The 12,326-nt window shown below is 63.8% G+C and carries 13 protein-coding genes and 3 tRNA genes; 4 read left to right on the forward strand and 12 right to left on the reverse strand.

From position 1 onward, the window contains the following. The 7 genes from EJB06_RS27795 to EJB06_RS27825 all read right to left on the reverse strand — a co-directional run. On the reverse strand, positions 1–125 hold a 125-nt coding region (locus tag EJB06_RS27795), incomplete at its 3' end, for a GTP-binding protein (protein ID WP_229427325.1). Between the two features lie 95 nt (positions 126–220). Continuing rightward, positions 221–295: transfer RNA gene (locus tag EJB06_RS27800), tRNA-Thr, on the reverse strand. Between the two features lie 59 nt (positions 296–354). Continuing rightward, positions 355–428 (reverse strand) — tRNA-Gly (locus EJB06_RS27805). A gap of 41 nt (positions 429–469) precedes the next feature. Then, a tRNA-Tyr gene (locus EJB06_RS27810) sits at positions 470–554 on the reverse strand. 313 nt (positions 555–867) lie between these two features. After that, positions 868–2,460, reverse strand: a complete 1,593-nt coding sequence (locus EJB06_RS27815; protein ID WP_126077289.1) for an HDOD domain-containing protein — start codon at positions 2,458–2,460, stop codon at positions 868–870. Positions 2,461–2,468: 8 nt separating this feature from the next. After that, positions 2,469–4,109 (reverse strand): response regulator, encoded by a 1,641-nt coding sequence (locus tag EJB06_RS27820; protein ID WP_126077290.1) that lies wholly within the window; start codon positions 4,107–4,109, stop codon positions 2,469–2,471. 154 nt (positions 4,110–4,263) lie between these two features. Continuing rightward, complete coding sequence (locus EJB06_RS27825; RefSeq protein ID WP_126077291.1) at positions 4,264–5,871, reverse strand: DUF3369 domain-containing protein; 1,608 nt, start codon at positions 5,869–5,871, stop codon at positions 4,264–4,266. A gap of 278 nt (positions 5,872–6,149) precedes the next feature. On the opposite strand from EJB06_RS27825, the gene EJB06_RS27830 reads away from it, so the two are divergent. Continuing rightward, positions 6,150–6,656: a chemotaxis protein CheW gene (locus tag EJB06_RS27830; RefSeq protein ID WP_126077292.1), complete on the forward strand. Its 507-nt coding sequence runs from the start codon at positions 6,150–6,152 to the stop codon at positions 6,654–6,656. Positions 6,657–6,667: 11 nt separating this feature from the next. Here the strand turns inward: EJB06_RS27830 and EJB06_RS27835 are convergent, their stop codons facing one another. After that, the gene (locus EJB06_RS27835; RefSeq protein WP_126077293.1) at positions 6,668–7,252 is read right to left on the reverse strand and encodes a hypothetical protein; all 585 of its coding nucleotides are present in this window, start codon (positions 7,250–7,252) and stop codon (positions 6,668–6,670) included. Positions 7,253–7,390: 138 nt separating this feature from the next. On the opposite strand from EJB06_RS27835, the gene EJB06_RS27840 reads away from it, so the two are divergent. Further along, a complete protein-coding gene (locus EJB06_RS27840; protein WP_198420936.1) occupies positions 7,391–7,777 on the forward strand; it encodes a lysozyme inhibitor LprI family protein in 387 nt (128 codons plus the stop codon). Positions 7,778–8,195: 418 nt separating this feature from the next. Here EJB06_RS27840 and EJB06_RS27845 read toward each other — a convergent pair whose 3' ends face one another. Beyond that, a complete protein-coding gene (locus tag EJB06_RS27845; protein ID WP_126077294.1) occupies positions 8,196–8,684 on the reverse strand; it encodes an HAD family hydrolase in 489 nt (162 codons plus the stop codon). Continuing rightward, entirely contained in the window at positions 8,674–9,042 is a 369-nt protein-coding gene (locus EJB06_RS27850; protein WP_198420937.1) for a hypothetical protein, read from the reverse strand. The genes EJB06_RS27845 and EJB06_RS27850 overlap by 11 nt, the downstream gene beginning before the upstream one ends. A 1-nt stretch (position 9,043) precedes the next feature. On the opposite strand from EJB06_RS27850, the gene EJB06_RS27855 reads away from it, so the two are divergent. Together EJB06_RS27855 and EJB06_RS27860 are read left to right on the forward strand one after the other, a co-directional pair. After that, complete coding sequence (locus EJB06_RS27855) at positions 9,044–9,667, forward strand: antitoxin PaaA2 family protein (RefSeq protein ID WP_126077295.1); 624 nt, start codon at positions 9,044–9,046, stop codon at positions 9,665–9,667. Between the two features lie 9 nt (positions 9,668–9,676). Beyond that, positions 9,677–9,958 carry a type II toxin-antitoxin system RelE/ParE family toxin gene (locus EJB06_RS27860; RefSeq protein WP_126077296.1) on the forward strand — a complete coding sequence of 94 codons (282 nt, stop codon included), beginning with the start codon at positions 9,677–9,679 and terminating at the stop codon, positions 9,956–9,958. An 81-nt stretch (positions 9,959–10,039) separates the two neighbouring features. On the opposite strand, the gene EJB06_RS27865 is transcribed toward EJB06_RS27860, so the two are convergent. Together EJB06_RS27865 and EJB06_RS27870 are read right to left on the reverse strand one after the other, a co-directional pair. Beyond that, on the reverse strand, positions 10,040–11,026 hold the full coding sequence (locus tag EJB06_RS27865; protein WP_126077297.1) for a J domain-containing protein: 987 nt from the start codon (positions 11,024–11,026) through the stop codon (positions 10,040–10,042). Between the two features lie 118 nt (positions 11,027–11,144). Beyond that, positions 11,145–12,290, reverse strand: a complete 1,146-nt coding sequence (locus EJB06_RS27870) for a class I SAM-dependent methyltransferase (RefSeq protein ID WP_126077298.1) — start codon at positions 12,288–12,290, stop codon at positions 11,145–11,147. Positions 12,291–12,326: the final 36 nt, after the last annotated feature.

A 12,326-nucleotide genomic window follows, 5' to 3' on the forward strand; every position in this document is an offset into this window, starting at 1 on the left:
CCGCCGAATTTCTTCGACAGAACGGTTGCGATCGCTGCCGTCAGGGTGGTCTTGCCGTGATCAACGTGTCCGATGGTACCGACGTTGACGTGCGGCTTGGTCCGTTCGAATTTACCTTTTGCCATTTTAGACTCCTAACGATTTTTGAGTGTGCCCAGGCACGCGCCTGACTAACTATTGAATACTGCGAATGTTGCGAGTGCCGTGAAGCACCGAATTCTGGTGCCCTTTACGTGGATTGAACACGTGGCCTCTCCCTTACCAAGGGAGTGCTCTACCACTGAGCTAAAAGGGCGATTATGGTATTACGATTTTGCGATCTTGCTGCCACCGATCGCGCATTGCATGAAGCACTGGAGCGGGTGAAGGGAATCGAACCCTCGTCGTAAGCTTGGAAGGCTTCTGCTCTACCATTGAGCTACACCCGCGAGTTACTACTTCACCGACTACAACATCTTCTGCAACAACTTGGTGGAGGGGGCTGGATTCGAACCAGCGTACTCATAGAGAACAGATTTACAGTCTGTCGCCTTTAACCACTCGGCCACCCCTCCGCGAGGAACCGCAGAGTATGAAGCAAGATCAACATGCTGTCAATTATATTTGCAGGGTGTTTTCTGCGATGTCATTGACGTCTTGCTTCGGGGCGTGATTGTAACGGGAAGATATCGGGATGTGCAAGGGCTTGGCGAAAAAATGTGAAATCTTTTTTTGGAGGGGTGCTGGAGCCGTCATTCCCGCGCAGGCGGGAATCCAGGTTTGTTCCGTAGTCGTAGGCGGCTCTGCTATCTTGGGTTCCCGCCTGCGCGGGAACGACGGCCTCCAGGTGAGCCGTCGCTCCAAGTGGGTGCGGCGGGCGCCAGGGCACTACGGCGCCAGCGCCAGCAGCACCTGCCCTTTCAGGGCCTTGATCAGCGAGGTTTCGTCGGGCGGCACGCCCTCGGGAGCCGGCACCGCGCGGTCGGCGTAGAACAGGCCCACCTGCACCTTGCTCACCACCAGCGGCAGCACGATGAAGCTCTTGGCGTCCGGCAGCAGGGTGCGGTGCCAGGCCGGCAGCAGGTCGCGGATCTTGGGACTGGCGGCGTCCGCGATCATCAGGTCGGCATCGTTTTCCATGGCCAGGTGGAACAGGTCGCGCGCCGCGCCCATGGGAAAGGCAAACCCCGCCTGCAGGCGCGCATGGTCCTCGCCGAAGGCCACCCGCGCCCGGTACTGCCCGCTGCGCGCATCTTTCAGGCACACCGTGGCGAAGCGAAAGCCCATGCTCCTGTACACCGTCTCCAGCACCGCCAGGATGACATCGTTGACCTTGGCGTCGCCCGCGGCGCGCAGCTGCGTCACATCCTGCAGCCCGGCCAGCAGCAGTTCGCGCGCATTGTGCGGCTTGCCGCTCGGATGGACCTTGCCCTCCCCGCTCTCGCCGGCGTCCATGGTGGCCAGCAACAGCACATTCGGCAGTCCGCCGCTGTCGAGCGATTCCTCGTCGCGCGGCTGCGGCTCCATGTTCATGCTGCGCAGCAGCTCCGCCATCTCGCCCTGGACCGTCTCGAACAAATCCTCCATCTGGGTCGCGGTCAGGTTCAGGGCCACGCCATAACGCAGCTGCAAGGCCTGGAACTCCTTGCTCTCGGCCGGACTGGCGGAACGCCCCAGCAGGCGCGACACTTCCATCGAGAACGACGCCACCTGGCGCATCCACTCGCCACGGTTGACCGCCACCTTCTGCGCCCCCGCCTGGAGCGGGCTGAGCGAGCGGACGATGACATCCGGAATCTTCCACTCCGCCATCACCGCCTGCGACAGGGCGTCGTAGCTCGATCCCAGGATCATTTGCGAAGCCTGGCCCACGCTGTGGGTGCCGCCCTTGACCAGGGCGTTGATCTCGCGGTAGCGGTCGTGCTCGTGCGAAGCCACCAGCAAGGGCCCCAGGTTCTTGAACAAGGCCCCGATCGAGGCTTCCTCCGCGCCCTGGTAAAAGCTGTGGCGCGCCATTTCCCGCCCCACCAGGCTGGCGCACAGGGCCGCTTCGAGCTCAATCCGCACGCTGGTGGCGTGGGCGCTGTTCGACAGCGCGTCGACCAGCAGCATCGCCAGCGCCGTGGTGCGCACATTGTCGAAGCCGAGCAGCGAGATCGCGCGCGAGATCGTGGTGACCGTGGTGCCGGACTTGGTGCGGTAGGTGGGCGTGTTGGACAGGCGCAGGATGCGCTGGGTCAGGGCCACGTCCGACAGCACGTAATAGGCCAGGTCGTGCGTGCCCTCGTCGTCGGACGAGGCCATCTCGACCACGCGCGCGACCGAGGCGCCCAGCGCGAACATGTCTTCGTCGCCGCACACCTTGTGGATCAGGGAGGCGCGCACGCGGCGCGTGTCGCCGTCGGCGTAGGCGGGAGAGGCGGACGCGGCGGACGCGGCGGACGCGGCGGACGAGCCGGGAGGGGGAGAAACGCTGGGCATGGGCAATCTCAAGCGCTCGCAGCGGATTTCCTGCGCGCACCTTTATCGTATTTGGTCAGGATCTGCTGATGCAGGCCGGCCAGGGCCGGCAGTTTGGGGTTGACCGGATCGAGCCGGCGCACATTGTCGATCAGCGCCAGCGCATCCTGGGCCAGCAGTTCGTCCCAGCCGAGGTTTTCCAGGCATTTGAGCACGGCGACGGCGGCGTTGAACACCACTTGCGGATTGTCGGGCAGCTTGCCGACCGCTTCCAGCATCAGCTCGACCGAGCCGCGGTAATCGCCCTGGTTGGCCCTGGCCGCGCCGGCCGCCACCAGGTCGACCACGGCCTGGCGGCTGTCGTGCGCCACCGACAGCGCCAGGTCGGTGCGCCCGGCCTGCTCGAACACCGCCATCGCCTTGGCCATGACGGCGCCGTTGGCGGCGTTGCGCATCACCTCGCTCATGACCTCGGCCGCGCCCTGTTCCATATTATTTTGCAAACAGTTGCGCGCCAGCTCCATCTTGACCTCGGGCGAGAGCCCGCTGCTCAGGCGGCAGGCCGTCAGCGCGGCGCCGAGCGACTCTTCCAGGCGCGCATCGTTGCCGGTGTACTCATGCACCATGGCCGAGGAAATCGCGCTGCACACGGCGGTGTTCTTTTGCCCGCCCATCGACTTGTCGAGGTCGCGGATCACGGCCGCCGCCTGCACCGGGTCGCCCTTCTTCACCAGGGTCTGCACCAGCTTGACGTGGTCTTCCGGATCGCGGAAGGTCGAATACTTGGCCTTGCTCACCACTTGCTTGAGGACTTTTTCGGCGGTCTCGGTATCGCCCGTCTCCATCGCCACCTCGCCCAGCTTGCGCAGGCGGCGCACCGCGTGCGGCGACACCGCCACCGCCTCGGTCAGCACCGCCTGCGTCTTCTCCAGTTCGCCGATGGCCGCGTGGGTGCGCGCCAGCCAGTCGTAGGCGTCGACAAATTTCTTGTTGCTGTCGACCAGCGAGGTCAGGATCTCCCTGGCTTCCTCGAAGCGCTCGCGCAGGAACAGGGTCTTGGCCAGGCCGAGGCGGGCCCAGGCGATGGCCTTGGCGTCGAACAATTGCTGGTAGATGGGCTCGGCCAGCTCCGGCTCGCCCAGGAACATGTGCAGCTCGGCGCGCAGGCGCATGAAGTCGACCGCGTAGCGCGGGTGCAGGCGCATGCCGTCGATGCAGGCCTCGATCGCGTCGCGCTGGTTGCCTGCGTCCATCAGTTGATAGACCGGCATGAACACATTGCGCTTGTCGAGCGCGCGCCCGATGCGTTCGAGCAGCAGGTCGGCCGTAAAGGGCTTGAGGATGTAATCGGTGGGCGCCAGCTCGGCCGCGCTGACCACCTTGCTGTAATTGCCTTCGGCGGTGACCATGATGAACATGGTCGAGAGGGTCATCAGCTTATGGTGGCGCAAGTCTTCCAGCAATTGCTGGCCATCCTGGCCGCCGTCCAGGTCGTATTCGCAGAGCACCACGTCGAAGGCTTTCAGGCCCAGGTGCTTGATGGCGGCATTCGAACTGGCGGCATGGTCGATCTTGGTCAGGCCGCACAGGGTCAGCATGTTGTGGATGCTTGCGCGCATGCCCGCATGCGGCTCGACAATCAACGCGGTCAGTCCCTCGAGTTCGTTCATCTCTTGTTTTTCCGATCAGCTTGTGGCGGTCCATGGGTCCGCTGACTACGTCGGCACGCTGGTCTCAGTATATTACGGCAGAGGAACGAAATAGTTGAATTCCGCCCTGCGGAACGGCGACGCCGATGCAGGAATACGACACCGGCGCGGCGGATCAATTATCGTCGGCATCGGCCTGCATCGGCGGGCCGCTCTCGATGATCTCCAGCAGGGCGGCCACCACCTCGGGATCGAACTGGGTCCCGCTGCGCGCGGCGATGTAGCTGACCACGTCCGGATACGGCCACGGCTCCTTGTACGGGCGCCGGTGCAGCAGCGCGTCGAACACGTCGACCACGGCCACGATGCGCGCCGCCAGCGGAATGCTGCGCCCGGACAGGCCCTCGGGATAGCCGGCGCCGTCGAAATGCTCGTGGTGGGCGCCGGCGATCTGGGCGCCGTAGGTCAGGTAGCTGACCCCGTCGACCATGCTGGCGGCGCGTTCCAGGATCGCGCGTCCGATCTGGGCATGGGTCTGCATCACGCGCCGCTCCTCGGGCGTGTGCGCGGCCGGTTTCAGCAGCACCTGGTCGGGCGTGGACACCTTGCCCACGTCGTGCAGGATGCTGGCCAGGCCGATCATTTCCAGCAACTGCGGCGACAGGCCGGGGTCGTCCACCCCGCGCTGCTTCATGCGCTGGGCGATGCGGCTCGACAAATCCTGCACCCGGCGCACATGGCCGCCGGTGCCGTGGTCGCGGAACTCGGCCAGGTCGGCCAGGGCCACCACGGTCGCTTCCTGGGCGCGGCGCAGCTGGCCGAACATGTACAGATTGTCGAAGGCGGCCGCGATGCGCTGGCAAAAGACTTCCAGCAAGTCGCGCTGGATCGGCGCCAGCGGCCACGGCGGCGTGACCGAAATGCACAGCTGGCGCTCTTCCTGGGTGTGGATGTAGAGCACATTGGCGGGATGCTCGAACTGGCTCTGCTTTTCGCGGAAAGCCTTGGCGATGGCCGGCATCAGCGGATGGTCGGGCGGCAGCGCTTCGCTGTCGGCCAGCGCGCTGTAGTGGCCGGTGGCGGCCACCACGGTCGGCCCGCTCACGGCCGACATCACGCACAGCACGCCGTCGGCGCCGACGTCGAGGATGGCGCTGACCTGGTTCAGCACGCCCGAGGCGAACTCGCGCAGCGAATGGACCTGGTACAGATTGGTGGCGCCGGCCAGGATCTTGCCGAGGCCGATGCGGCTGCGTTCGAGCATCATCAGGCTCTCGTAGGCGCGCAGGGCCGAGATGACCGTGGTGAACAGCTTTTGCGTGGTCAGCTCGGTCTTGGCCTTGTAGTCGTTGATGTCGTATTCGATGATCACGCGCTGCTCGGGCGCCTGGCCCGGCTGGCCGGTGCGCAGCACCACGCGCACGAGATGGTTGTTCAATTCTTCGCGGATGCGGCGCGCCAGGATCAGGCCGGCGTCATCGGTTTCCATCACCACGTCCAGCAGGACCAGGGCGATGTCGGGCGTGTCGCGCAGGATGCGGAAGCCTTCGGCCCCGCTGTAGGCGGAAAACAGTTCCAGCTCGCGGCCCTTGAAGGCCACGTTGCGCAGCGCCAGACGGGTGACCGCGTGCACGTCGACATCGTCGTCGACGATCAGCACGCGCCACAGGCGCTGGTCGATCGGCGCGGCGTTCGCGCCGGCGCCGGACTCGTCGTCTTCGTCGAGCAGCCAGTTATCGTCCGAGGCGTCCGAGGCGTCCGGGGCATCTGAGGGGTCGGTCATACGGGCTCCATGAAGGCCCCCTGCGGGGCGGCGTACGCGATGCGAATCAAAACAGCTGCTTCCTGCCCGACCGTAACTATCAGCAAACAGTGCAACTGTGACATCGGCACCATCGGCTTTTTACCAATCAAATTATAAACAATGTTTCGTCCAAGTCGAGCACGACCGCATTCATATTTTGCGAGATGGCAACAGCACCGCTCGTCATTTGGCGCCGCATCTGCTACTCTTGGAAAGCACAGGCGTCCGCCGCGGCGCCGCTTTGACAAGGACAACTTATGCAAGTTCCTTCTTCGACTGTAGCCGGTGGCGGGCCATCCGGCAAGGATATTGCGGGCCACGAGTTCCTGGCGTTCACACTGGGCTCGGAAGAGTACGGGATCGACATCCTCAAGGTGCAGGAAATCCGCGGTTACGAAGCGGTTACGCGCATCGCCAACGCGCCGGAATTCATCAAGGGCGTGATCAACCTGCGCGGGATCATCATTCCGGTGGTCGACATGCGCATCAAGTTCCATCTGGGCACGCCGGTGTACGACCAGTTCACCGTGGTCATCATCCTCAATATATCCGGACGCGTGATGGGCATGGTGGTCGACAGCGTCAGCGACGTGACCACCCTGCGCCCGGAACAGGTCAAGCCGGCGCCGGAAATGGGCACCGCCTTCGGATCCGACTACCTGATCGGGCTGGGCACCATCGACGAGCGCATGCTGATCCTGGTCGATATCGACAAGCTGATGTCGTCAAGCGACATGGGGCTGATCGAGTCGCTGGCGAGCTGACGCGCAGGCGCTCAGTCGAAAAAGAACGTCATGAAGCCTGCTTCGCCATCGGGACCGAGCAGGCGGCGGGCGATGGCGCGCAGCTGGTCGAGGAAGGCCGGCAGCGGATTGTCATCGTCGTCGTAGACCTCGTAGTCGTAGGTGTGCGCCTCCACCACCATCGCCTCGGCCATGAGCTGGAAGAAGCTAGCCAGGTCGGCGGCAATCATGCAGCTGTACGAACCGATGTGGCCGTACACGGCGCCGCCGGGGGTGCTGCTGTCGACCGCGATCGCGTCGCCATTGCGCTCGCCGATCACGATCCGGTGTTTGTCCCAGTGCCTGCTTTCGGTCAGGGCCCCGCCTTTGCCGCGTACCCATCGCCATCCGTGCTGGCGGGCCTCCAGTACCTCGAGCGTGTAGAGGTCCAGCTGCAGGGCTCCCGCGACCATGGCGTCATCGCTCAGGAGCACCCTGGCATAGTAATCGCGCAGGACGGCGCCGAGCGCAACCGGTTCGGCGACCGGCCGCGGCGCGCGTACCTGAAAGGCCCCGACGTTGTCCGGTGCCGCCGCGAAGGCGCTGGCAAAGTTGTGTAATGCAGTATCGAGTTCCATGTACATGTTCCATTCGGTGTCGCGCGGACACAAGCCGGCTATCTTAACCTGCGCTTGCCCTGCGCTTGCCCTGCATGCCCGGAGGCGGGATCGGGAACGAACGTGATAGGATTTCTTTTTAGCCAATTTTGAAAAAAAATGATGACATTTCCAGTGCGCGCCCTGTGCGTGGGCTTTCTCAGCGCGATCGCCATGGCCAATCCGGCGGCGGCGGCCGACGATTGCAAGGATCCGATGACGCAGTACGACATGAACCGCTGTTCGGCCAAGGATGCCGGGCGCGAAGACGCCCTGCTGAACAAAAACTACAAGGAGTTGATGGGCAAGGTCGACGCGCAGGAAAAAGCGCAGATCAAGACTGTCCAGCTGGCCTGGATCAAGTTCCGCGACCTGCAATGCAATTACGAGTCGGACCGGTACGAAGGGGGCAGCATGCAGCCGCTGGTCCACTCATCGTGTTTGTACGGGATGACCAAGCAGCGCAACAAGGAGCTGACGGCGATGATCAAAGAGGCGTCGCACTAATTGCAGCATCGGCAGTGGTGTTACGCTCGGCCTTGTCGCGCCTGAGGGCCGCCTGCAAACGGTATGACCGACTATGCGCTCCGGAGTGCGCTTACTACAGCTTATCGCGTCGGGGATGAAGCCCTCCGACGAGAGCGCCCGGATTACACCTCTTAACAACTGTACGCTCCTGGCATGGCGTCGCCTTCACGCTCAAGCTCGCAGACGGTCATTGTATGCAACTCGCGCAAAGTGTTCAGTGACGTTTTGTCCAGGCTTGAAATACTCCTCGATGTAAGCCATGGCATCTTCGATGTTGATCATTCCTCGAAGCTGGTCAGCGACTTTTGCAGCCTGCGCCTCCAGGCGGCTTTCGACGTATATTGGGATCTTCAAAGACCTCGGTAGACGTTACGCAACCACATCCATTTTTTGCCAATCAGGCAAGCCGCAGTATTTGCCCCAGCACCAGCAGTGCCACATCGTCGCGCGCTCCCGTGAATGGCGCCACCGCCAGGTGGCAGCGCGGCTGCCTGCAAATCTTTTCCGGACTGTCGTCGATGATGGTCATGCGTTCGAGCGTATAGCCGAACTTCTGCGCCTTGCGCAAATCCTTGATATAGACATAGCTGTTGCTACGCGCGTCTGCGCGCTGCACGCAGCGTTCCACCGACCAGGCGAACCGCAGCGGCACACCAGCGAACAGGCGTTCCACAATCGCCGCCACATACGCCGCGCTCGACGACGACCACACCGCCAGGTCGAAGCGCGCGGCGGCCAAGTCGATCAATTCGCGCGCGAACGGACGCTGGTAGACCAGGTATGGTCCCACTTCGAAGTCGCAGGGATGGGCAAGCGGAAACGCGCTGGCGTGCACCAGCGTTTCGTCGAGATCGAAAATAAGCAGGCGGCGCGGTTCAGGTTCCATGCGGATCGAAATACGCGGCCCAGGTGGAGGCGGAAGGCTGCAGCTTCGCGGCAGCGCCGAACAGCGCCAGCGCCTGCCTGCGGGTGCCGGTATGGAACACGGCGACAGCCAGATTCAACGTGGTATGGCGATCCAGCGATCCCTGCGCCAGCGCATCGCGCAGCACGGCTTCGGCCTCGTGATACAGCGCGCGGTCGCACAGCACTGCGCCGAGGCAGGTCAGCACCTGCGGATCGTGCGGACGGCTGGCGCGTGCGTCCTCCAGCAATGCCTGGGCGGCGGCGATGTTGCGCTCCCAATGTTCGAGGCGCTGCCAGGCTTGGTCGACCAGTTGGCGGGCTTTGGAAAGTTCGTTCACTATGAAAAAGTTCGAAAAGCATGACAATGAGTGGAAATCAGGCTTTCGTACCAAGCCGCTTCAGCATTATATGCGCTCGCGAAAACCACCAGAATGCCAGCGAAGAACCGATTTCAGAGTATCCTGCGTGGCGCTTGCAATCGCATCTCATTTGCGGATAATCGGTCAGGTAGAAGTCACGCATATGGAGCACATCATGACAACATCTGTCATCGACCACACGACACTTACCAGCTTGGCGCAGTCTGGCGAAGTAAGCAATGCGCGCGTAGTAGCACAGGCAGAAGGCTGGAGCATACTAGTGACGCACGGCATGGCCGAACAGACGCTAACTGAGGATCGCAACGGGCAGGTTCGCATTTTTCCGAAGCTCGATACACTCGTCGCCTACCTGAGGGAGATCGGAATCGTCCGTTTTCACGTGGATGCCGGGAATGTAAGTCCGGCGACTATTTCCCACACCAAGGGCTCGGACCGCCCTGCAGTGATACCGGATGCTCATTCTGCTGCCGCCTACGCCGAATGGCTTAAGGCAGAGGTGCAGGAGGCGATGGACGATACCAGCCCCAGCGTTCCGCATGACGAGGCAATGCGCCAGATTCGCGCCGCACTAAAGCTCTCGTAAGGAGACTACATGCATGTGGTCCACTGGAAAAAACAGGCCATCAACGATTTGATCAAAATCGGCCAGTTCATCGCCAGGGACAGCCCGGCGCATGCGAAAAAAATGATCGAGCGTATCCAGGGAAAATTGCAGCCACTGGCTACCTATCCACGCCTCGGCCGCCCAGGCCACAAGCGCGGGACTTATGAACTCATCGCACATGAACACTATGTCATCATCTACCGCGTGTCCGCCACAGAAGTCGAGATCTTGCGGATTAAGCACACGGCGCGACGGTGGCCCGCCAAATGATGGTTCATTAGTGCAGACACCCACGCCAGTGACAGCATGAAAGCTCACGCAGATCCGAACAGAGCAGGATAAAAATCCGGCTTAACCCGGCTCCGGAGTACGCGCCGCCGCCTGCTTGCGCCGCCCCACGCATTCGGCCTGGCTGCCGCCCACCTCCACATTCTGGTAGCGCACCTCGTACTTGCCCGCCGCCAGGCGGTCGACCACGAAGGTCTCGCGCGCCAGCACGTACACATGGCGCACGTTCGAACGCCGGTCCAGGTCGAAAATCTTGACCAGCACCGGCGAGCCGTTGCGCGTGTTGTCGATGCTGATCTGGGTTTCCGGCCCCTGGTTGCCGATCGGGAAGCCGTCCACATAGCCCGACTGTACCGGCCACGGCTCGCCATTCGGCGCGATCAGGGAATGCAATTCGGTCTCGCAGTCGGCCACCCGCGCCGGCACCACCAGTTCGGTCACCCCCAGCGCACGGATATCGGGCGGACGGGCGCCGGCGTCGGCCACGTGCGGCTTGGCCACGGCCCAGCTGTCGGCACGCGCATCGGGCGCCGGCTCGGCGCGCGCCGGCGCCGTGGCGGAAGCGGAGGCCGAGGCCGCCGCCCGCTGCGTGCCCAGCGCCGACGCCAGCGCCTCCGGCATCACCCGCTCCTGCCCCAGGAAAAACGCGCCGGCCACGCAGCCGAGTCCGAAACACAGCATCAGCCCGAACCACCAGCGCGGGTCGCGCACCGCCCGGTACGGCGCCAGCACCTCGACCGGCGGCGCATCCCAGGCCGATGCCGGTTCGGAACGCGACTTGTCGCGCCCTTCCTCGCGGGTGCTTTCGAGCCATTCGATTTCCCATTCCTCGGCCGCGATCCACTCGTCATGCTCCTTGCGCCGCACCGGATCGGACAGCGTGCCATAGGCGCTGTTGAGGATCGCCATGATGCGCGCGGCCTTGTCGTCGCCGGGGTTCTTGTCGGGATGGTACTTCTGGCTCAAGGCCTTGTAGGCGGCACGAATGACTTCCTGCGGCGCCAGGCGCGCGACCTTCAGGTTGTCATAATGTGTGTGGATCTTGGCCATTGTCGTCGGGTAGGAGAAGCGGGCAGTCGTCCATGATAGCCGATGTCGTCATGCCGGCAAGCTCGCCCGGCGTAACAGGAAGTCCGTATTGTAGCCGTAGTGCAAGTTGTCAGAGTTTCTACAGGCGATGGCTGCGGTCGGCCCGCAGCAGCGCATCCGGCAGGGTCACGCCGCGCCCCACCACCAGCACCTTGAACAATTCGCCCATTTCGGCCGGCGAGACCAGCTTTTGCAGGGCATTCGACTGCGGCAGGTAGCGCAGCAGGTCGGACGGGTCGTGCCGCTCCAGCAGCAGCTCGCCGATGCCGGCGCCGAGCAGGAAGGAAGCCTGGTTCATGTAGGCCAGCACGTCGAGCCCGGCATCCTGGGCGGCCAGCGCCATGGCGGTGAAGTCGACGTGGGCGGTAATGTCCTGCAAACCGGGCAGGTAGAACGGCTCCGGATGGGCATGGTGGCGGTAATGGCACATCAAGGTGCCGCCCATGCGCTGGTCCAGATAGTATTCGTGCGCCGGAAAACCGTAGTCGAGCAGGATGGCGGCGCCCTTGCCGACCATGCGCGCGAGCGAGCCCATGAAGCCGCAGGCGACCGGATGCACTTCGGTCAGGTAACCGTCCGGCAGCAGGTCGGCCTCGGGAACCTGGCGCGCGATGTGGGCCGCCAGCGCGGCATCGGGCGCGCGCGGCACCAGGGCGAACTCGCCCTGCTCGACCGTCACCATCAGCTCGCGCCAGCCGCCGGCATCCTTGCGCACCAGCGCCACCGGCATGGCGTCGAGCACTTCGTTGGCCAGCACCACGCCGTCGAACGCGGCCGGAAAATCATCGAGCCAGCGCACCTGCGGGAAGTCCTTGAGCGCTTCCTGCTGGCGCGCGCGCAGTTCGCCCGACAGTTCCATGATGGCGTAGCTGGCCACCTGCACGCCCTCGGCCGCCAGCGCGGTGAGCACGTCGCGCGCCAGCTTGCCGGTGCCGGCGCCGAACTCCAGGATCGCCGGCGCGCTCTGCGCCATGAGGGGCGCCACCACGCGCGCCAGCGCGGCCCCGAACAGGGAACTGATTTCGGGCGCCGTGACGAAGTCGCCGGGCGCGCCCAGCTTGGCCGCGCCGCCGCTGTAGTAGCCCAGATCAGGAGCGTACAGGGCCAGTTCCATGAAGCGGGTGAAGGAAATGGCGCCGTCGTGCCGCGCGATCTCGGCGGCGATCCGGTGTTGCAGGGCGTGGGACGCGGCCAGCGCGTCGCTATCGGGGACAGGTAGGGTCATGCGGGCATTGTAGCGACAAGCGCAGGGTTGAACAAT

The sequence above is a fragment of the Massilia atriviolacea genome, assembly GCF_003953935.1.
In the GTDB taxonomy this organism is placed as follows: Bacteria; Pseudomonadota; Gammaproteobacteria; order Burkholderiales; family Burkholderiaceae_D; genus Telluria_A; species Telluria_A atriviolacea.